Below are 19,578 nucleotides of genomic sequence, written 5' to 3'. Positions count from 1 at the left end.
CCCGCGCCCACCCCGTACCGGGCCGGACCGTTACCCGCGCAGCACGGCAGCGCCCCTCCGACGCCCTGAATCTGCCACCCGGATGGCCGATTGAAACGAGACGGGGATCACATTAGGGCCGTGACATCAACTTAACTTTGCGTAGTAACCCCTGGACAGGAACGACCACACCACCGCCCGCTTGGCACACACGGGTCACACATGTTGCCCCTGTCGGTATCTCCCCGTTACTGTCCCCAAGTCCGTTGTCACAGTCCGATCACGAATGGGCAGGGAAGGCATCCAGACCCGCCGACCCAAGCCGGGACCCCCGCCCGGTGCCCGCACCAGATGCTCGTCCCCCGCGAGCAGGTGTTCGAGACGGTCTCCCCGAAGGCGGAAGGCTTAGGTCTTGTCCCGACATCGCTCCACCGGCGGTGAACGCGAGTTCGCCGCGCTAGACGAAGCACTCGAACGCACGAACCGAGTTCGCGGCGCACACCGCATCGCACCACCGTCATCCGCTGTTCGCGGACGCGTGGTCGTCGTCGCTGTCGCTGTCGGCGCCTTCGCCGCCGCTGCCGCGGGCCAGACTCTCCAGGCCGCCAGTTCTTCCTCCTCGGATGAGATATCGCCGCTGGCTGGAACTCGTGACGCCGCCGCGTCGATGGGCATGGGCGGCAACGCCCCCATCGCCCCCGAGCTGCTCACCCTGACCAAGACCTCCGACGGCGCCCTCGAAGCCAAGAAGATGGCCACGACGGAGCGCGTCACCCAGGCCCGCGACGCCCGCGCGGCCGAGGTGCGGGCCAAGCAGGAGGAAGCGGCCCGCCCGAAGGTCGCCAAGCCGACCGTCGGCACTCTCACCTCCGCCTTCGGCGCCCGCTGGGGCACCACCCACTACGGCCTCGACATCGCCAACCGCATCGGCACCCCGATCGTCTCCGTGTCCGACGGCGTCGTCGTCGAGGCGGGCTCGGCCAGCGGCTTCGGCCTCTGGGTCCGCGTGCAGCACTCCGACGGCACCGTGACCGTGTACGGCCACGTGAACGACTACGTCGTCCGCGAGGGCCAGAGGGTCAAGGCAGGCCAGTTGATCGCCCACATGGGCAACCGCGGCCAGTCGACCGGCCCGCACCTGCACTTCGAGGTCTGGGACTCCAGCGGTCGCAAGATGAACCCCATGCCGTGGCTCAACGCGCGAGGTGTCAGGTTCTGAAGCCGCTGGACATCACCTCCCCCTCGCCGGGGAGCCTGCGCACGAAGTAGGCGCCCGCCACCCGCCAGACGGTGCAGAAGGCCGGACGCCTCGGCCCCGCCCGCGCCAGGTGTTGACGACCGCAGCCCGCGCACCGCGCGCCTGCCTGCCGGTGCAGGCCGAGCAGGGCGCGCCACGACGCGGCCAAGCGCCGCAGCTCGATCGCGACCACGGCCTGCTGTCTGCCCGCGAGCCGGTCCACCGCGTCGAGGTAGTGACTCACGGCCTCGGCGAGTGCCCGGTGCAGTCTCTCGTCCATCCTGTCTCCCCAGGTCGTTCGGTTGGGGACAGTAAAGCGCGGGGCACCGACAATTCTCGAACTGGCGTTCGAGCAGGGGTCAGAGCTTGACCATCGGGACGCTGCCGATCAGCATCAGCCGGATCGTGCCCGACGTGCCGAAGTCGATCGTCGCCGTGGCGCGAGGGCCGACACCATCGGTGGCGACGACCATGCCCAAGCCGTATTTGTCGTGGTTGACGCGGTCGCCGACGTCCAGAGACAGCGCGGCGGTCTGCTGCCAGCCCTTGCCCGGCGCGGGCCGCAAGGTACGGCCCGCGACCCCACCGCCGCCCGAGTCGCCGCCGGAGCGGCCGCCCCAGGTGGTGGTGCGGGTCGGGGCGGACCGCTCGGGGCCGGTACGCCGCCAGTCGATCAGTTCGGCGGGGATCTCGTCGAAGAAGCGGGACGCCGGGTTGGCCATCGGCTGGCCCCACGCCGCGCGGACGATCGCGCGGGACAAGTACAGCCGCTCCCGGGCCCGGGTGATGCCGACATAGGCGAGCCTGCGCTCCTCGGCCAGCTCGACTGGGTCGCTCAGCGCGCGCATATGCGGGAAGATCCCGTCCTCCCAGCCCGTGCAGAACACCACCGGGTACTCCAGGCCCTTGGCGGTGTGCATGGTCATCAGGGTGACCATGCCGCCGGACTCGTCGTCGGGGTCCGGCACGGAATCGGCGTCCGCGACCAGCGACACCCGCTCCAGGAACGCGGCCAGCGACCCCGCGATCGGGCCCGTCTGCTCGACCGGAGCCGTGTCGGCGGGGGCGTCGTCCGATGGCGGCGCGGGCAGCTCGGTGAACTCCCTGGCCACCGTCACCAACTCGGTCAGGTTCTCCAGCCGGGAGGCGTCCTGCGGGTCGTCGCTGGCCTCCAGTTCGGCGCGATAGCCGGTCTGGTCGAGCAGGGTGTCGAGGATCTCGGCGACGTCCTGGCCGTCGTCGACGAACCGGCGCAGGCCGTCGATCAGCTCGACGAACCCGGCGATGGCCCGCTGCGACCGCGGGTTGAGCAGCGCCACCTTCCCCTCGGACGCGTCGCGCAGCGCCACCGCGAAGGAGACGCGCTCACGGTCGGCGTGGGCCGATACGCACGCCTCCGCGCGCTCGCCGATGCCCCGCCGCGGCACGTTGAGGATGCGGCGCAGGCTGACCGTGTCCTCCGGGTTGGCCAGCACGCGCAGGTACGCCAGCGCGTCGCGGACCTCGCGCCGCTCGTAGAACCGGACGCCGCCGACCACGCGGTAGGGCAGGCCGAGCCGGATGAAGATTTCCTCGAACACGCGGGACTGGTTGTTGGTCCGGTAGAACACCGCCACGTCGCCGTTGTGCGCCAGGCCGGCGTCGCCCAACCGGTCGATCTCGCGGGCGACGAACCCGGCCTCGTCGTGCTCGTTGTCGCCGACGTAGGCGACGATCTTCTCGCCGTTGCCGTGCGCGGTCCACAGACGCTTGTCGCGGCGGTTGGCGTTGCGCGAGATGACCGCGTTGGCCGCGTCGAGGATGGTCTGTGTGGAGCGGTAGTTCTGCTCCAGCATGACCGTGGTGGCCTGCGGGTAGTCGCGCTCGAACTCGACGATGTTGCGGATCGTGGCGCCGCGGAAGGCGTAGATGGACTGGTCTGCGTCGCCGACGACGCACAGCTCGGCGGCGGGCACCTCGGCGGTGCCGCGCCCGACCAGCTCGCGGACCAGCGTGTACTGCGCGTGGTTGGTGTCCTGGTACTCGTCCACCAGCACGTGCCGGAACCGCCGGTGGTAGTACTCGGCGACGTCCGGGTAGCCCTGCAGCAGCTCGACGGTGCGCATGATCAGGTCGTCGAAGTCCATCGCGTTGGCCTGCCGGAGCCTGCGCTGGTACTCCACGAAGACCTCGACGACCCGACGCTCCAGGTCGTTGGCCGCGTTGCCCGCGGCTGTCTCGGCGTCGATCAGCTCGTTCTTGAGGTTGGAGATGTGCACGGACAGCGAGCGCGCGGAGTAGCGCTTGGGGTCGAGGTCGAGATCGCGGGTGACCAGTGTGATCAGCCTGCGCGAGTCGTCGGCGTCGTAGATCGAGAAGTTCGAGGTCATGCCGAGGGTCTTGGCCTCGCGGCGCAGCACCCGCACGCACATCGAGTGGAACGTCGAGACCCACATGGCGTTGGCGCGCCTGCCGACCAGGTCGGCAACGCGCTCCTTCATCTCGGCGGCGGCCTTGTTGGTGAAGGTGATCGCCATGACCTGGCCGGGGTGCACACTGCGCTCGGCCAGCAGATAGGCGATGCGGCGGGTGAGCACCCTGGTCTTGCCCGAGCCCGCGCCTGCGACCACGAGCAGCGGGGAGCCGATGTGCTCGACAGCGCGGCGCTGCTGGTCGTTGAGGTCGTCGAGGAGCGCCGCGGAACCCGACGGGCGGGGGCGGGGGCGAGGTGTTGTGGGGAGGTCGAAGAGGGCTTCCATCGTGCGATCAACGGTACCGGGACCCACCGACGAAGACGAAGTCCCACGGATTAGGAAGGCCGTGTCGACCGGGTCGGCGCCCTGTGTCACACTCGCGTACGTGCAGCGCTACTTCGAGTTTTTCTACGGGAACCGGATTCCGGCTCCCGTCGTGGCGTAGCACCGCAGACCACAACGAAGCCCCGGAGTCCCAGGACCCCGGGGCTTCGGCTCGCGTAGGGGTCTGGAGTACTCCGCCTGACATCCCCGAGGATCACGATGACCCCCAGGTCAGAAGAAACCGCAGCCACGTCGGGTATCGAGTTGCCCGCGCCTGCCGAGGTCGCCGAGCTGCGCAAGGAGATCGACCTGCTGGACCGGGAGATCCTGCGTTTGGTCAAGCGCCGCGCCGAGGTCTCGCGCACGATCGGCGCCGCGCGGATGGCCGCGGGCGGCCCGCGCATCGTGGTCAACCGCGAGATGGACGTGCTCGCCCGCTACCGCGAACTCGGCCCGGCAGGCCGGATGCTCGCGATGGCCCTGCTCGACCTGGGCCGCGGCCAGATGGGCCGGTAAAGATCAGGGCCGACTCCGGGCGATCCCCCATACCCGCGCCGCCGGGCTGGGGCAGACTGGAGTCATGTTGGATCTGATCGCCGTTCTCGTCGCCATCGTCGCGCTGGTTGCCACGCTGGGCTATGTCGGCTACCTGGCCATGTTGAACTCCGCGGCGCGCAAGCGGGGCGCGAGCGGGTCGTCGGTCTCGCAGTACGTGCGCAGCCGGTGGCCGGTCGCGGGCGTCACCACCGCGGGCGCGGCGCTGGCGTGGCTGCTCACCAGCGGCGGGGGGTTCGCCGACGTGCTGGCGATTCTGCTGGCGGCGGGCTCGGGCGCGGTGGCGGGTAGCTCGCTGTCCACCACGATGACCAAGTACCGCAGCGGGGGCTGAGTACACAGCGGAGAGCCGCGCCAACCGATGTCACCCTAACGAGTGGTGTAACGCCGAGTTACAGCGTAGCCGGCCCGAACGCTGCGCTACGCCTTTAGTCTTGTCTGAGTGAGCACGGTGACACCACGCGGCGACGTACGCAGGGCGCTGGTGGTGTGCGCGCACCCGGACGACGTCGACTTCGGCGCGGCGGGGACGGTGGCGAGCTGGACGGCGGCGGGCATCGACGTCGCCTACTGCGTCTGCACCTCCGGCGAGGCGGGCGACGCGGCCCCCGAGACCCGGCGCGCGGAGCAGATCGCCGCGGCGGCGGTGGTCGGCGTGCACGAGGTCACCTTCCTCGACCACCCCGACGGCGCGCTCACCGCGTCGCTGGAGCTGCGCCGCGACATCACCAGGGTGATCCGACGATTCCGGCCCGACCGGGTGCTCACCTGGACCCCGGAGATCAACTGGGACATGGTCGTCACCGCGCACCCGGACCACCGGGCGACCGGGGCGGCGGCCTTCGCGGCGGTCTACCCGGACTCGCGCAACCCGCACGCCCATCGGGAGCTGCTCCGCGACCAGGGCCTGCCCGCGTGGACCGTGCGCGAGCTGTGGCTCGTGGACGCGCCCGGCCGGCTGCGCAACCACGCCGTGGACATCACCGACACCTTCGACAAGAAGCTGGCGGCGCTGCACGCGCACCAATCCCAGATCGACTCGGACACGAGCATCGACGTGCGGCTGCGGCGGCACTTCGGCGAGGTGGCCGCCCGGTACGACCTACCGGAAGGGCGGCTGGCCGAGGACTTCCAGGTTGTCGACACAGGCTGATCGGTAATCGGTCGGCGACACGGCGTCACGACCGGGGAGGACAGGAGTCTCCACCACATGGCGAGCGGGCGGGACACCGGACACGGACTGCCGGGCCGAGGCAGGCACCGGCACCGGGCGGACGGGACGACGCGGACACCACCGGCCGAGCGGGCGGCGATCGAGGAGCCGAGCCCGGAGGAGGACACCGACGTCCTGCCGGTCGTCTCGGTGCGCTATCTGGACGGCACGGCCACCGGACTCGCCAAGTTCGACCTGGGCAGCATCCCGGCATCGGTCACTCCGCCCCGCTCCTGGCGGCACGCGGCCTGGTTCGCGGTCGCCGCGTCGATCCTGGTGCTGGTCGGCCTGGCCTACGCGGCCGTCACGCTGGTCACCGGCCCGCGCAAGCCCGAGGTGATCGACGCGCTGCCGAGTCTGCCCAGCCAGGAGTTCCTGACCGACTTCCCCGGCGACGTCGCCCCGACCGAGCGCCCCACGACAAGCCCGTCGAGCACCTCGTCGCCGTCCGCGACCCGAGGGCCGACGCGGTCTCCCAGCCCGCGGCCCACCGTGTCCGCCACCGGCGACGGCCCCGCCGCGCCGTCCGCGCCGCCGAGCGCCCCCGTCGCCAGGCCGACCCGCAGCACGGTGACGAGTCCGATGCTAGTGCCGCCGCCGAACAACCCGATGACGATGGGCGACCGGACGGAGGCGTACTACGCCCAGGTGGTCGACAACCCGGACGCGGCCTACGCGCTGACCACCGGCCCGCTGCGGCGCGAGGGCGCCGACTCGATCGAGCGGCGCTACGCCGATGTCGCGCGCGTGGCGGTCGAGCGGATCGTCATCGACCCGAACCGCTCGAAGACCCGGTCGGTCCTGCGCGTGACCCGCAAGGACGGCACGGTGACGACCGAGGAGCGCGAGCTGACCTTCACCTTCGGGGCCGACCCGAAGATCAGCAGCGACGCCGTCACGGCGTGAGCCGACGGGGATGACCTGCGCGCACTCGGCGGTTAGGCCGATCGAACTGGGCCAACCGGGTTGCCCGGAGCAGGCAGTCACCATTGCTCTTTTCGGGTGATGATTCGGCCCACCCATCGCCTCGATCGGGTGAAGAGCCGAGAAAGAGTGGTGTGACCCCCCGGCATCACGGTACGAGTTGGCCCGAAGAGCGACTCAGGCGGAGGACATCGGCAGTGGATCGCCCGACGGCAGGCAGGCGGCGGATGCGCAGCGGCTCGGTGCACGTCACCGAGCTGATCGGCAGACAGGCGCCGGTGTTCGACCTGCCGCCGGAAGCCGACGCGGAGCCGACCGAGACCTTCGCCATGGTCGACATCGAGCCCGCCGAGCACGGCGCGCACCGCAGGCCGCTGTCCCGGCGCGCCCAGGTCGCCAAGATCGTCGGGTTGGGCGTCGCCACGATCACCCTGTGCGGCGCGGTCGCCGCCGCGACGATGATCAGCCGCGACCGGGCGGCCGTCGCCACGGACCCGAGCACCCGGCCGAGCCTGCAGATCACCGGCCAACGCGCCCTGCTGCCACACGAGCTGAACCCCACCGCCGACGACGCCGGGCCCGCCGTGCCCGCGCCGCGCACGGGCGCGGCATCGGCGACCGTGCGGATGACGCCCGCCCGCACGGCCACCACGCCCGCCCCTGCCCCGGGCACCGACGCCACCACTCGGCCCGCGCGCGGCGTGGACACCGTCGTGCGGCCCACGACGTCGAGTCGCGATCTGGTGCTGGAGTACTACCGGCTGATCGAGAGCAACCCGGGCGGCGCGTTCGGCCTGCTCTCCGGGGAGACGCTCGGCGTCAGCCTGGTCGAGTTCCTCGGCGCGTGGACCTCGGTGGTCGGCGTCGATGTGCTGGAGGTCGTGGAGCAGCCGGACGGTGTCCTCGCAGTAGTTCGGATGCAGCTCGTCGGCGGCACCGAACTCCGAATCCGGCAACTACTGAAGGTAGCCGGCACGACACATCGACAGATCGTCGGCGCCGAACTTCTCTCCGCACAGTTGAACTAGACCGCACGATCGGCCCATCCACGGGCCAAATTGTGACAGTATGTAGCCGCCAACGCGCCGATCCGGTGGTGTGGGACTGCGTTCTGTGTGCGCAGCGTGAACGCCTAGCCTGGAGCGGTCGGCCACCAGGGCGTCGTGTCGCGTGATCACACCGATTCCCGGGTATGCACCGATGGTGCGTACCCGCGCGCCGTACACGAAGTCCGCGAGCCGCCTCGCGGGCAAGGGAGGTTCCGGTCGGGATGAGCGACGAAGGCCGGCTGGTCGCCGGGCGCTACCGGCTGGTGGAGCGCATCGGCAGCGGCGCGATGGGCGTGGTCTGGCGCGCGGTCGACGAGCGGCTCAACCGCCCGGTGGCGGTGAAGAAGTTGCTGCTGCAGCCCGGCCTGCCGCCCGACGAGGCCGACGAGGCGGTGGCCCGCTGCATGCGCGAGGGCCGGATCGCCGCGCGGCTGCATCACCCGAACGCAATCGCGGTCTTCGACGTCGTCGACGAGGACGGCGTGCCCTGTCTGATCATGGAATACCTGCCGTCGGTGAGCCTGGCGATCGCGCTCAACGAGCAGGGGGCGCTGCCCGCGGTGGAGGTCGCCAGGATCGGCGCCCAGGTCGCCGCCGCGCTGGCCGCCGCGCACATCGCCGGGATCGTGCACCGCGACATCAAGCCGGGCAACATCCTGCTCGGCGACGACGGCTCGGTGAAGATCACCGACTTCGGCATCTCCCGGGCCACCGACGACGTCACGGTCACCAAGACCGGCCTCATCGCGGGCACCCCGGCCTACCTGGCGCCCGAGGTGGCGATCGGCCGCGAGCCCGCGGCCGCCTCAGACGTGTTCTCCCTCGGCTCGACGCTCTACGCCGCGGTCGAGGGCGAGCCGCCGTTCGGGCTGAGCGAGAACACGCTGGGGCTGTTGCACGCGGTGGCCTCTGGCAAGATCAACCCGCCGGAGCAGTCCGGCCCGCTCACCAACGTGCTTGTCGCGCTACTGGCCACCGAGCCGGAGCACCGCCCGTCCGCGGCCAAGGCCCGCGACCTGCTGGGCGCGGTCGCCCGCGGCGAGGAACCCGACGTGCCGTTGCCGCTGGTCGCGGTGGCCGCCGGGGACGACGAATTCACCCGCCTGCTGGTGCACCAGGCCGACCCGACCGACCTGGTGCGCGCGCCGATCGCCGTGCCGCCGCCGCGGCAGGCCCGGTCGCACAAGCCGCTAGTGTTCGCCAGCGCGGCCGTGGCCGCGATCCTGGGCGTGGGCGCATGGCTGATGCTCAGCGGCGGGGCGGCGAACCCGAGCGACCGGAAGGACCCGGTCGTCGGCACGCAGAGTTCGGTCCCGGTGACCACGTCGGAGTCGGCGGCGCCGCCGGTCACCTCCACGACGAAGGCTGTCGTGACCACGACAACCAAGGTGGTCCCGACGACCACGACGACGGCCCCGCCCACGGCGTCGAGCCCGCCCAGCACGAGTTCGTCCAGCGCCGCGCCGACAACCACGCCACCGCCGACAACCACGACGACATCCGAGCCGACCGCGTCTCCCCCCTCACCGTGAACCAGGAGCTGCCATGACCAGCGAGCAGATCATGGTCGCCGGGCGCTACCGGCTCGGTGCGCGCATCGGCAGCGGCGCCATGGGCGTGGTGTGGCAGGCGCACGACGAGCGCCTGCACCGCACCGTGGCCGTGAAACAACTGCTCTCCCAGCCCGGCCTGTCCGACGCGCAGGCCGAGGAGGCCCGCCAGCGCGCGATGCGCGAGGGCCGGATCGCCGCGCGACTGGCCCACCCCAACGCGATCACCGTCTACGACGTCGCCGAGCACGACGGCGAACCGTGGCTGATCATGGAGTACCTGCCGTCGAAGAGCCTGGCGACGGTGCTCAACGAGCGCGAGTCGCTGGCGCCCGCGGAGGCCGCGCGGATCGGCGCGCAGCTCGCCGCCGCGCTGGTCGCCGCGCACGCGGCTGGCATCGTGCACCGCGACGTCAAGCCCGCGAACGTGCTGCTCGGCGAGGACGGCACGGTCAAGATCACCGACTTCGGCATCTCCCGGGCCACCGGCGACGTCACGGTCACCGCGACCGGGATGCTCGCGGGCACCCCCGCCTACCTGGCGCCCGAGGTGGCCAAGGGCGAGCAGCCGACCTCGGCCGCCGACGTGTTCTCGCTGGGCTCGACGCTCTACACCGCGGTCGAGGGGCACTCGCCGTTCGGCCTGAGCGAGAACACCCTGGCCCTGCTGTACGCGGTGGCGGCGGGCAAGGTCATGCCGCCGCGCCAGGCAGGTCCGCTGACAGCGCTGCTGATGCAGCTCCTGCGCGCCGACCCGACCGAGCGGCCGACGATGTCCGTGGCCAGGGAGGCGCTCGCGGCCGTGGCGGCGGGCAAGCCGCTGCCGTCGGTCGCGCTGGCGAACCAGCGCACCGACCCGTACCCGAAGATGTCCCGCCCGGCCATGGGTCCGCCGATGGGCACACCGCCGCACGGCCACCCCGGCACCCGGCTCGACGCGCACCCGTTCTCCGAGCCGCTGCCGTCCGGGCCGGGCACCGCGATCCGCCCCGACCAGCTCCGCCAGGGCCCGCCGCCGATGCGCACGGGCGGCTCCGGTCCCCGCACGCCCAACGGCGGCTCCGGCCCGCGTCCGCCGTCGGGCGGTGGCTCGGGTCCGCGCACGCCGTCGGGCGGCCTGCGGCAGGCAGCCGCGGCTCCCCCGCCCGCGAAGCGCGACACCCGGTCGATCGTGCTGACCGTGCTGGCCATCGTGGCGGCCGCGCTCGTCGGCATCCTCGTCGCGAGCCTGCTCAACGGGAACCGGGACTCCCGGGCGGGCGGCAGCCAGAGCACCAGCTCGCGGGCCGCGCCGACCACCGCGCCCAAGACGTCGACCAAGCCCACCACCAGCGCGCCGACGACGACCACCGTCGCGAAGCCCTCCGCCGCCGACTACATCACCGCGGTCCGCGAGTACTACGCCCTGCTGCCCGGCGACACGGACGCGGCATGGGACCGGTTGACCGACCGGGCCCGGCGCAAGTCCAAGGGCCTCGACGGGTACAAGAGGTTCTACGAGCGCATGTCCTCGGTGGAGTTGTTCAACGTCCGCGCCGAGGGCGACCGGGTCGCGGCCGACGTTCGGTTCACGCTCAAGGACGGCAAGATCAGCACGGAGCCGTACTCGTTCGCGCTGGTGGAGCAGGACGACCAGCTCAAGATCGACAACTTCGTGGCGACCGGCTCCGACGAGGACGGCGAGAGCAACGGCGAGGGCGGCTGACCCTCAATCGGACGCGGCGTCGCGCAGGGCGTCCAGCAGTCCGCGCAGCGCGGGCATGCCCAGGGCGGCCTCGCGTACGGCCGCGTGGATCACCCGCACCGGCTCCGGCCTGCGCAGCCTGCGGACCACGACGCCGGGGTGCCGGTTGCCCAGGCCCATCTGCGGGATGAGGCTCACGCCCAGCCCGGCAGCCACGAACCCCTGCGCCGTGGCGTAGTCCTCGCTCTCGACGGCGAAGCTCGGGCTGAACCCGGCCGCCGCGCAGGCGTCGAGCATCACCTGTAGGCACGGGCCCGGCGGCCACTCGTTGCCCACCCACGGCTCGTCAGCCAGGTCGGCCAGGTCGATCACGCGGTTGGCGGCCAGCCGGTGGCCGCGCGGGAGGACCGCGCGGTACGGGTCGTCGAGCAGGTGTACCAGCCGGATGCCCCGGCGCATCGGCCCCTGCCGCGGGTGCACGACGATCGCCAGGTCGGCGCGACCGCGCTCGACCTCCGGCAGCGGGTCCTCCGGGTCGATCAGCTTGAGGTCGACCTGCACGCCCGGGTGTTCGCGGCGCAGCCGGGCGAGCGCGGGCGGCACCAGGGCCGCGCCCGCGGTGGCGAAGTAGCGGATGGCGAGCCGCCCGGTGCGGCCCGCGCGCAGGTCGGCCAGGGCGGTCTCGGCTTCGGCGAGGTTCTTGCTGATGATCGCCGCGTGCTCGGTGAGCAGCAGGCCGGCCGCTGTCGGCTGGACGCCACGGCCGACGCGTTCGAGCAGGGCGACCCCGGCCTGCTTCTCCAGCGCCGCCACTTGCTGGCTGATCGCCGAGGGCGTGTAGCCGAGGTTCGTCGCGGCGGCGGTGACCGAACCACTGGTGACCACCGCGCGCAGCACCTGCATCCGTCGCACATCCAGCATGCAGCTCAGCTTAACGGTTGATGCACTTCTTTTCACTTGTCCTGTCGAGTCGAGTGCGGCACCGTTCCCGGTGAGACGACTGGACGGAGCGCGAGTGATCAACGGGACCTTGGTGCGGATGGGCCTGCTGGCGCTGCTGTGGGGGTCCAGCTTCCTGTGGATCAAGCTGGCGCTGACGGGTCTGTCGCCGGTCCAGATCACCCTGGTGCGCTGCGCGCTGGGCGCCGCCGTGGTCGTCGTGCTGTGCTACTCGGCCCGCCACCGGCTGCCCACCGACCGGCGGATCTGGGGCCACGTGGTCATCGCCGCGTTCTTCGGCAACGCGCTGCCGTTCGTCCTGTTCGGCATCGGCGAGCAGACCGTCGACTCGGGCGTCGCCGGGGTGCTGAACGCGACGACCCCGCTGTGGGCGCTGCTCATCGGCATCGTGATCGGCACCGAGCGCGGCCTGCGCCCGATCCGGCTCGCCGGCCTGCTGCTCGGCTTCGGCGGGACGCTGCTCATCTTCGCCCCGTGGCAGCAGGCCGGGGTCGCGAGCTGGGGCGCGTTGGCGATCACGGCCGCCGCCGTGAGCTACGCGATCAGCTACACCTACATCGGCCGCAAGCTCTCCGGCAAGGGCACCGCGCCCATCGCGCTGTCGGCGGCCCAACTGCTCACGGCGACCGGCATATCGGCCCTCGCGCTGCCGGTCGGCGGCCTGCAACCGGTCCACCTGAACACCACGGCGCTGATCGCGGTCGCGATCCTCGGGGTGTTCGGCACCGGGTTCGCCTTCGCCCTCAACTACCGCCTCATCGCCGACGAGGGCCCCACCAACGCGACGACCGTCGGCTACCTGCTGCCGGTGGTGTCGGTCCTGCTCGGCGCGGCCGTCCTGGACGAGGCGCTGACCCTGCGGGTGGTCGCGGGGATGGTCGTGGTGCTGATCGGGGTCGGCCTGACGCGGTGGCGGCGGCGGACCCCGTCGCCGGTGATCGCCGAGGACGAGACCGCGGTGCTCGTGAGCAGGCCCTAGACCAAGCGGCGGTCGGAGGCCCAGCGGGACAACTCGTAGCGGTTGGAGAGCTGGGTCTTGCGCAGCACGCTCGACACGTGAGTCTCGACCGTCTTGACCGAGATGAACAGCTCGGCCGCGATCTCCTTGTAGGCGTAGCCGCGGGCCAGCAGCCGCAGCACGTCGCGTTCGCGCGGGGTCAGCAGGTCGAGTTCCGGGTCGCTGATCGGGGCGGCGCCCGGGCGGTCGGCGAAGGCGTCGAGGACGAAGCCCGCGAGCCGCGGGGAGAACACGGCGTCGCCCTCGGCCACCCGCAGGACAGCCGTGGCCAACTCCTGGCTGGAGATCGTCTTGGTGACATAGCCCCGGGCGCCCGCGCGGATGACAGCGATGACGTCCTCGGCCGCGTCGGACACCGACAGGGCCAGGAACACGACTTCCGGGTGGGACTTTCGGGCCTGCCGCAGAACTTCCGCGCCGCCGCCGTCGGGCATGTGCACGTCGAGCAGGACGACGTCCGGGTGCAGGTGGCCGATGCCCGCGACAGCCTCGCCGACGGTACCCGCCTCGCCGATGACGGCGATGTCGTCGGTGATGGTGTCGAGTTCGGCGCGCACCCCCGCTCGGAACATGCTGTGGTCGTCCACCAGGTAGACCCGGACCGGCCGCCGGGGCTCGGTCGGCTGGACTGGGTCTGCCTGCTGGCCGGGGGTCTCCGTCATGAACTCACCTTCGCACGCGGCATGTGCAGCTGAACCTCGGTGCCGTCGCCGGGTGCGGTGCGCAGCCGGATCTCACCACCGTTGCGCTCCATCCTGCCCCGGATCGAGTCGGCGAGGCCATGGCGGTCGTCGGGGACGGTGTCCGGGTCGAAGCCCTTGCCGCGGTCACGGACGAAGACGGTGACCTTCTCGGCCTCGACCTCGGCGTACACCGACACCTCGGCGACGCCCGCGTGCTTGGCCGCGTTGACCATGGCCTCGCGGGCGGCGAGCACCGCCGAGACCAGGCGTTCGTCGAGCTCGCAGTCGCCGACGACGACGTGCTGCACCTTGATGGCGAAGCTGTCCTCCACCTCCCCGGCCGCCCGGGCGACCGCCTCGGACAACGACCCGGTGGCCATGCCCTCGGGCATCGCGCGGCCGTAGCCGGACGGTCCGTAGAGCCAGCTCCGCAACTGGCGCTCCTGGCCGCGGGCCAGCCGCAGGACCTCACGGGGCGCCTCGGCCTGCTTCTGGATCAGAGCGAGGGTCTGCAAGACGGAGTCGTGCAGGTGCGCGGCGATCTCGGCGCGCTCCTCGGTGCGGATGCGGGCCCGGCGCTCCTCGCCGAGGTCGCGGACGAGCCGCAGCCACCACGGGACGGTCACCATGGCCACGCCGACCAGCGCCGCGACCACCGCGAGCAGGGCGAACTGCACCTGGCCGAGGCCGATGCTGCTGAGCAGGAAGATCGTGATGCCGGTGAGCACGAACACGGCGCCGGTAAGCACGCGGACCACCGCCGCGCGACCACCCGCGCCGAGGACGGCGCCCTTGGCCCGGCGGCGCTGCGACTGGTCGGCCTCCCGCCAGATCAGCGCGGCGCCGACCAGCACGACGCTGAGCGCGCCCGCGACCCAGCCGCTGACCGCGCCGGACAGCGTGCCCGCGCCGATCGTGAGCCCCGCGCCGAGCGCGATCAGGCCGAACGCCTGCTGGCGCTCCCTGGTCGAGATCGCAGCCGCGGCCTGGTCCGCGGGCTGCTGCGGGGCGAAGATCCAGAGCAGCCCGTAGGCGATCACCCCGGCGCCGCCGAGCGCGCCGAGCAGCGCGAACGCCACTCGGACCCACAGCACGCCGATGCCGAGGTGGTCGGCGAGACCGCCCGCGACGCCCGCGATGGCCCGGCCGGACCGGCGCCGGTGCATACGGACCTGGCCCGACACCGCCACGGCGCCGGGCGCCGCGCGCTCGATCTCCGACTCCACCACCGGCCTCTCGTCCACCTGCGCTTCCACCCCAGAATGGTCACACGTCGGACCGCCCGGCAACATCGGGTAGGACCCTGAGCACAATGTCAGGGTCGTTCCCCGATGCCGAAACCCCAGCCCGAGGGCGATGCTCGTAGACGTGAGTGGTACATCGACAGAAAAGGCGCATGGCGCACCGGGTGTGGAAGACACCCTCAAGGACTTTTGGGCGACCCGCCCGAGGCGGCCCCGGCGGGGCCGCAAGATCGCGGGCGTCGCGGCGGCCATCGGCAACCGCTATGGCATCGACCCGATCATCGCCAGGGTCGCGTTGGTGGTCGCGGCCTTCTACGGCGGCGCGGGCGTCCTGTTCTACCTGCTGGGCTGGCTGTTCTTCGCCGAGGAGGACGACGAGGTCTCGCCTGCGGAGGCACTGCACGGCAAGGGCCGCAGCTCCAGCTCCATCCCGTTCACCATCGTGCTCTGCCTGGCGATGATCCCGGCGTTCACCTGGTTCTACGGGGACTTCAGCGGCCTGTTCGGCACCGTGATCGGGTTCGGGCTGCTGTTCCTGCTGCACCGCCACCGCGGGCACCTGGGCACGCCGACCACCCCGCCGCCGGTCGCGGCAGGCATGCCGATGGCGGTCCCGGTCGGCGCGTACGACCAGACCGACCAGTACCCGACGACCCCGCCCGCGTGGGACCCGCTCGGCGCGGCCCCGTTCGCGTGGGACCTGCCGGAGCCGAGCAGCGTGGCGCCGGACCCGGAGCCACCCGCGCCGCGGCACCGGTCCAAGGTGGGCGCGGTGACCTTGGCCGCGGTGTTCCTCACCGTCGGCGCGGCCGTGCTGGCCGAGCCGTACCTCGGCGGCTGGGTGACCGCGCAGCACGTCATCGGGGTGGTGCTCGGCATCCTCGGCATGGGCATGTGGGCCGGGTCGTTCACCAGGAGCGGACGCGGCCTGATCGGCCTCGCCGTGCCGCTGTCGGCCGCCGGGATCGCGCTGACCGTGGTGTGGCCCAACGGGTTCACCGCGGACGGTGTCGGCGACATCGACGCACGGCCGCTGAGCATCGAGCAGGTCGACGACCAGTACCGACGCAACATCGGCTCGGTGAACCTCGACCTGACGGCGCTGCCGAACGCGGGCTCGGTGGAAACCGAGGTCGGCGCCGACGTGGGCGACGTGACGGTGATCGTGCCCGAGAACGCCGACGTCTTCCTGAAGTGCGCCGTGGGGGTCGGCGAGGTCACCTGCCTCGGCGAGCAGTCGAGCGGGCCGGGCGCGGAGATCGCGAAGACCGACTTCGGCGCCGACGGCGAGGGCGGCCTGCGGATCGAACTGGACGTCGAGGTCAGCGGACCCGGATCGGTGGAGGTGCGGCGTGGCTGAGCGCGACGAGACGCAGGTGGGCCGCAAGCGGCCCGACTTCCTCACCATGGCCGCCGGGATCGCCACCATGCTGGTGTCGGCCTACGTGCTGACCGACGGTGCGATCTGGGTGCCGACCCTGGACCCGCGCTGGCTGATCGCGGGCGGCGCGGTGCTGGTCGGGCTGCTGCTGCTGGTCTCATCGATGCGGGGCAACCGCAAGCGCCGCTGACGTCGGCACCACTCACCCACGGCCCGGTCACCCTCGCGGTGGCCGGGCCGTTCGGCGTCCTACTCCCACTCGATGGTGCCCGGCGGTTTGCTCGTCACGTCGAGCACGACCCGGTTGACCTCGGCCACCTCGTTGGTGATCCGGGTGGACACGCGCTCCAGCACGTCGTAGGGCAGCCGGGTCCAGTCGGCGGTCATCGCGTCCTCGCTGGACACCGGGCGCAGCACGACGGGGTGGCCGTAGGTGCGGCCGTCGCCCTGCACGCCGACGCTGCGCACGTCGGCCAGCAGCACCACGGGGCACTGCCAGATGTCGCGGTCGAGCCCGGCGGCGGTCAGCTCCTCGCGGGCGATGGCGTCGGCCGAGCGCAGGATCTCCAGGTTGTGCGCGGTGACCTCGCCGATGATCCTGATGCCCAGGCCCGGCCCGGGGAACGGCTGCCGGTGCACGATCGTCTCGGGCAGGCCCAGCTCCAGGCCGACCCGGCGCACCTCGTCCTTGAACAGCGTCCGCAGCGGCTCGACCAGCTCGAACTCCAGGTCTTCCGGCAGGCCGCCGACGTTGTGGTGGCTCTTGATGTTCGCCGCGCCCGCGCCGCCGCCGGACTCGACCACGTCCGGGTAGAGCGTGCCCTGGACCAGGAAGCGGTACTTGTCGCCGTCCGCCTGCAGGTCCAGTTCGGCCTGCTCGAAGACCCGGATGAACTCCCGGCCGATGATCTTGCGCTTGTCCTCCGGGTCGGTCACGCCCGCCAGAGCGGCGAGGAAGCGCTCGCGCGCGTCCACGGTGACGAGCTTGACTCCGGTGGCGGACACGTAATCGCGCTCGACCTGGGCCCGCTCGCCCGTGCGCAGCAGCCCGTGGTCGACGAACACACAGGTCAGCCGGTCGCCGATGGCCCGGTGCACCAGAGCGGCGGCCACGGCGGAGTCGACACCGCCGGACAGGCCGCAGATGGCCTTGCCGTCGCCCACCTGGGCCCGGATGCGCTCGATCTGGTCGTCCACAATGGACGAAATCGTCCACTGTGGACGGAGACCGGCGATCTCGTGCAGGAACCGGCGCAGCACCTCCTGGCCGTGCGGGGAATGCGCGACCTCCGGGTGGTACTGCACGCCCGCGAACCGGCGCTCGACGTCCTCGAACGCGGCGACCGGGGCACCCTCCGACGACGCGGTGACCGTGAAACCCGCAGGCGCCTTGGTCACGCAGTCGCCGTGGCTCATCCACACCGGGTGGCGGCCGGGCAGGTCGCCGTGCAGGACACCGCCCGCGGCGCCGAGGTCGGTGCGGCCGAACTCGCGGGTGCCGGTGTGCTCGACGGTGCCGCCGAGGGCGCCCGCCATGGCCTGGAAGCCGTAGCAGATGCCGAACACCGGGACCCCGGCGTCGAACAGGGCCGGGTCGAGCCGCGGCGCGCCCTCGGCGTAGACACTCGACGGGCCGCCGGACAGCACGATCGCGGCCGGGTCCTTGGCCAGCAGCTCCGCCACGGTGGCGGTGTGCGGCACGACCTCGGAGTAGACCTGCGCCTCGCGCACGCGGCGGGCGATCAACTGGGCGTACTGGGCGCCGAAGTCCACCACGAGGACTGGCCGCTGACGATCGGTCACGGCTCACCGTAGCTTGGCGAGCCACGCGCCCGACGCGGGCCTACGGTTGAACCATGACCGACGAAGAAGACGCTGTGGTGGCCAAGCCCCGCCCGTTCTGGGTCGCAGGCAGGCCGCGGACCAGCGACGACATCCTCGACGTGCATCACCCGTACGACGGCACCGACGTGGCCAGCGTGGCCATGCCCACCGCCGAGCACGTGGAGCAGGCCGTGGCCGCGGCCGTCGCGGTGATCAGGGAATTCCGGTCCACCCCCGCGCACGTGCGCGCGACCGCGCTGGACCACGTGTCCCGGACGCTGACCGAGCGGTCGGAGGAGATCGCCGAGACGATCACCGCGGAGAACGGCAAGCCGCTCAAGTGGGCCGAGGTCGAGGTCGCGCGCGCGGCGTCGACGTTCCGCTTCGCCGCCGAGGAGGCCCGCCGCTTCGTCGGCGAACTGCAGCGGCTCGACACCGACGGCAACGGCGAGGGCAGGCTCGGCATCGTGCGGCGGCGGCCGAGGGGGCCGGTGCTGGCCGTGGCGCCGTTCAACTTCCCGCTGAACCTGGTCGCGCACAAGGTGGCGCCCGCGCTGGCCGTCGGCGCGCCCGTGATCATCAAGCCCGCCTCGGCGACGCCGCTGTCCGCGCTGATGCTCGGCGAGATCCTGGCCGAGACCGACCTGCCGCTCGGGGCGTTCTCCGTGCTGCCGGTGCGCGGGTCGGCCATGTCGGCGCTGGTCACCGATCCCCGGCTGCCGGTCATCTCGTTCACCGGCTCCACCGGGGTCGGCTGGGGCATCATGGACGCGGCGCCGCGCAAGCACGTGGTGATGGAGCTGGGCAGCAACAGCGCGGCCATCATCTGTCCCGATTGGACAGACCTGGACCACGCGGCGCGGCGGATCGCCACCTTCGGCAACTACCAGGGCGGCCAGTCCTGCATCGCGGTGCAGCGCGTCATCGTGCACCGCGACGTCGCCGAGAAGTTCGTGCCGAAGCTGGTGTCCGCCGTGCGCGCCCTGCGCACCGGCGACCCGCACGACCCCGAGGTCGACGTCGGCCCGCTGATCGACCTGGACAACGCCGAGCGGGTGGCCGACTGGATCGCCGAGGCCACCGCCGCGGGCGCCAAGGTGCTGACCGGCGGCGAGCGCAGCGGCACGACCGTGCAGCCCACCGTGCTGGCCGACGTGCCCACCGACGCGAAGGTGTGGCGCGAGGAGGTGTTCGGGCCGGTGCTCGTCGTGTCCGTTGTGGACAGTGTGGACGAGGCGTTCGAGCAGGCCAACGGCACCGATTTCGGTCTACAGGCCGGGGTGTTCACCCGCGATGTCCAGACCGCCTTCCGGGCGGCGGCGGAACTGGAGGTGGGCGGCGTGGTGATCGGCGACGTGCCGTCGTTCCGGGCGGACCAGATGCCCTACGGCGGGGTGAAGGGCTCGGGCACCGGGCGGGAAGGTGTCCGGTCGGCGATGGTGGACTACACGCAGGAACAGACCATGGTGCTGTCGGGCCTGGACCTCTGACCGATCAAGG

The 19,578-nt window shown here is 71.9% G+C and carries 18 protein-coding genes; 12 read left to right on the top strand and 6 right to left on the bottom strand.

Annotated features, from left to right (window positions below; genetic code table 11):
- Positions 1–517 precede the first annotated feature (517 nt).
- A complete protein-coding gene (locus ACT4N7_RS03410) occupies positions 518–1,198 on the top strand; it encodes a M23 family metallopeptidase (protein WP_444827078.1) in 681 nt (226 codons plus the stop codon).
- Here ACT4N7_RS03410 and ACT4N7_RS03405 read toward each other — a convergent pair.
- Complete coding sequence (locus tag ACT4N7_RS03405; protein WP_444827077.1) at positions 1,188–1,496, bottom strand: hypothetical protein; 309 nt, start codon at positions 1,494–1,496, stop codon at positions 1,188–1,190. The genes ACT4N7_RS03410 and ACT4N7_RS03405 overlap by 11 nt on opposite strands.
- Before the next feature lie 79 nt (positions 1,497–1,575).
- The gene (pcrA, locus tag ACT4N7_RS03400) at positions 1,576–3,954 is read right to left on the bottom strand and encodes a DNA helicase PcrA (RefSeq protein ID WP_444827076.1); all 2,379 of its coding nucleotides are present in this window, start codon (positions 3,952–3,954) and stop codon (positions 1,576–1,578) included.
- Positions 3,955–4,212: 258 nt separating this feature from the next.
- Here pcrA and ACT4N7_RS03395 point away from each other — a divergent pair, with 258 nt between their 5' ends.
- The 7 genes from ACT4N7_RS03395 (at position 4,213) to ACT4N7_RS03365 (ending at position 10,989) form a co-directional block, all read left to right on the top strand.
- Positions 4,213–4,509 (top strand): chorismate mutase, encoded by a 297-nt coding sequence (locus tag ACT4N7_RS03395; RefSeq protein ID WP_444827075.1) that lies wholly within the window; start codon positions 4,213–4,215, stop codon positions 4,507–4,509.
- Between the two features lie 64 nt (positions 4,510–4,573).
- Positions 4,574–4,882, top strand: coding sequence for a hypothetical protein (locus ACT4N7_RS03390; RefSeq protein WP_444827074.1), 309 nt, complete (start codon positions 4,574–4,576; stop codon positions 4,880–4,882).
- A 108-nt stretch (positions 4,883–4,990) separates the two neighbouring features.
- Positions 4,991–5,701 (top strand): PIG-L deacetylase family protein, encoded by a 711-nt coding sequence (locus ACT4N7_RS03385; protein WP_444827073.1) that lies wholly within the window; start codon positions 4,991–4,993, stop codon positions 5,699–5,701.
- A 57-nt stretch (positions 5,702–5,758) separates the two neighbouring features.
- A complete protein-coding gene (locus ACT4N7_RS03380; RefSeq protein ID WP_444827072.1) occupies positions 5,759–6,667 on the top strand; it encodes a hypothetical protein in 909 nt (302 codons plus the stop codon).
- A gap of 215 nt (positions 6,668–6,882) precedes the next feature.
- Positions 6,883–7,713 (top strand): hypothetical protein, encoded by an 831-nt coding sequence (locus ACT4N7_RS03375; protein WP_444827071.1) that lies wholly within the window; start codon positions 6,883–6,885, stop codon positions 7,711–7,713.
- 242 nt (positions 7,714–7,955) lie between these two features.
- Positions 7,956–9,266, top strand: coding sequence for a serine/threonine-protein kinase (locus ACT4N7_RS03370; RefSeq protein WP_444827070.1), 1,311 nt, complete (start codon positions 7,956–7,958; stop codon positions 9,264–9,266).
- A 13-nt stretch (positions 9,267–9,279) separates the two neighbouring features.
- The gene (locus ACT4N7_RS03365; RefSeq protein ID WP_444827069.1) at positions 9,280–10,989 is read left to right on the top strand and encodes a protein kinase domain-containing protein; all 1,710 of its coding nucleotides are present in this window, start codon (positions 9,280–9,282) and stop codon (positions 10,987–10,989) included.
- A 3-nt stretch (positions 10,990–10,992) separates the two neighbouring features.
- Here the strand turns inward: ACT4N7_RS03365 and ACT4N7_RS03360 are convergent, their stop codons facing one another.
- A complete protein-coding gene (locus ACT4N7_RS03360) occupies positions 10,993–11,889 on the bottom strand; it encodes a LysR substrate-binding domain-containing protein (protein ID WP_444827068.1) in 897 nt (298 codons plus the stop codon).
- A 118-nt stretch (positions 11,890–12,007) separates the two neighbouring features.
- Between ACT4N7_RS03360 and ACT4N7_RS03355 the strand changes: the two genes are divergently transcribed.
- Positions 12,008–12,907: a DMT family transporter gene (locus ACT4N7_RS03355; RefSeq protein ID WP_444827182.1), complete on the top strand. Its 900-nt coding sequence runs from the start codon at positions 12,008–12,010 to the stop codon at positions 12,905–12,907.
- Here the strand turns inward: ACT4N7_RS03355 and ACT4N7_RS03350 are convergent.
- Positions 12,904–13,608: a response regulator gene (locus tag ACT4N7_RS03350; RefSeq protein ID WP_444827067.1), complete on the bottom strand. Its 705-nt coding sequence runs from the start codon at positions 13,606–13,608 to the stop codon at positions 12,904–12,906. The genes ACT4N7_RS03355 and ACT4N7_RS03350 overlap by 4 nt on opposite strands.
- Positions 13,605–14,921, bottom strand: a complete 1,317-nt coding sequence (locus tag ACT4N7_RS03345; RefSeq protein WP_444827066.1) for a PspC domain-containing protein — start codon at positions 14,919–14,921, stop codon at positions 13,605–13,607. Before ACT4N7_RS03345 ends, ACT4N7_RS03350 begins: the two co-directional genes overlap by 4 nt.
- Positions 14,922–15,039: 118 nt before the next feature.
- Between ACT4N7_RS03345 and ACT4N7_RS03340 the strand changes: the two genes are divergently transcribed.
- Together ACT4N7_RS03340 and ACT4N7_RS03335 are read left to right on the top strand one after the other, a co-directional pair.
- Positions 15,040–16,233, top strand: a complete 1,194-nt coding sequence (locus tag ACT4N7_RS03340) for a PspC domain-containing protein (RefSeq protein WP_444827065.1) — start codon at positions 15,040–15,042, stop codon at positions 16,231–16,233.
- Positions 16,226–16,444, top strand: a complete 219-nt coding sequence (locus tag ACT4N7_RS03335) for a hypothetical protein (protein ID WP_444827188.1) — start codon at positions 16,226–16,228, stop codon at positions 16,442–16,444. Before ACT4N7_RS03340 ends, ACT4N7_RS03335 begins: the two co-directional genes overlap by 8 nt.
- A 59-nt stretch (positions 16,445–16,503) precedes the next feature.
- Here the strand turns inward: ACT4N7_RS03335 and guaA are convergent, their stop codons facing one another.
- Positions 16,504–18,057 carry a glutamine-hydrolyzing GMP synthase gene (guaA, locus tag ACT4N7_RS03330; protein ID WP_444827064.1) on the bottom strand — a complete coding sequence of 518 codons (1,554 nt, stop codon included), beginning with the start codon at positions 18,055–18,057 and terminating at the stop codon, positions 16,504–16,506.
- Positions 18,058–18,110: 53 nt separating this feature from the next.
- Between guaA and ACT4N7_RS03325 the strand changes: the two genes are divergently transcribed.
- Entirely contained in the window at positions 18,111–19,568 is a 1,458-nt protein-coding gene (locus ACT4N7_RS03325; protein ID WP_444827063.1) for an aldehyde dehydrogenase family protein, read from the top strand.
- The last annotated feature ends 10 nt before the right edge of the window (positions 19,569–19,578 follow it).

It is taken from the genome of Actinokineospora sp., assembly GCF_052390155.1.
GTDB lineage: Bacteria > Actinomycetota > Actinomycetes > Mycobacteriales > Pseudonocardiaceae > Actinokineospora.
This window is presented reverse-complemented; position numbering and strand designations above follow the sequence as displayed.

Excerpts from the sequence above, each read along its gene's own strand:
- ACT4N7_RS03350 (WP_444827067.1), bottom strand. The coding sequence starts at position 13,608 with ATGACGGAGACCCCCGGCCAGCAGGCAGACCCAGTCCAGCCGACCGAG.
- ACT4N7_RS03360 (WP_444827068.1), bottom strand. The coding sequence starts at position 11,889 with ATGCTGGATGTGCGACGGATGCAGGTGCTGCGCGCGGTGGTCACCAGT.
- pcrA (WP_444827076.1), bottom strand. The coding sequence starts at position 3,954 with ATGGAAGCCCTCTTCGACCTCCCCACAACACCTCGCCCCCGCCCCCGC.
- ACT4N7_RS03365 (WP_444827069.1), top strand. The coding sequence starts at position 9,280 with ATGACCAGCGAGCAGATCATGGTCGCCGGGCGCTACCGGCTCGGTGCG.
- ACT4N7_RS03355 (WP_444827182.1), top strand. The coding sequence starts at position 12,008 with ATGGGCCTGCTGGCGCTGCTGTGGGGGTCCAGCTTCCTGTGGATCAAG.
- ACT4N7_RS03370 (WP_444827070.1), top strand. The coding sequence starts at position 7,956 with ATGAGCGACGAAGGCCGGCTGGTCGCCGGGCGCTACCGGCTGGTGGAG.
- ACT4N7_RS03390 (WP_444827074.1), top strand. The coding sequence starts at position 4,574 with ATGTTGGATCTGATCGCCGTTCTCGTCGCCATCGTCGCGCTGGTTGCC.
- ACT4N7_RS03325 (WP_444827063.1), top strand. The coding sequence starts at position 18,111 with ATGACCGACGAAGAAGACGCTGTGGTGGCCAAGCCCCGCCCGTTCTGG.
- ACT4N7_RS03405 (WP_444827077.1), bottom strand. The coding sequence starts at position 1,496 with ATGGACGAGAGACTGCACCGGGCACTCGCCGAGGCCGTGAGTCACTAC.
- ACT4N7_RS03380 (WP_444827072.1), top strand. The coding sequence starts at position 5,759 with ATGGCGAGCGGGCGGGACACCGGACACGGACTGCCGGGCCGAGGCAGG.
- ACT4N7_RS03345 (WP_444827066.1), bottom strand. The coding sequence starts at position 14,921 with ATGTTGCCGGGCGGTCCGACGTGTGACCATTCTGGGGTGGAAGCGCAG.
- ACT4N7_RS03395 (WP_444827075.1), top strand. The coding sequence starts at position 4,213 with ATGACCCCCAGGTCAGAAGAAACCGCAGCCACGTCGGGTATCGAGTTG.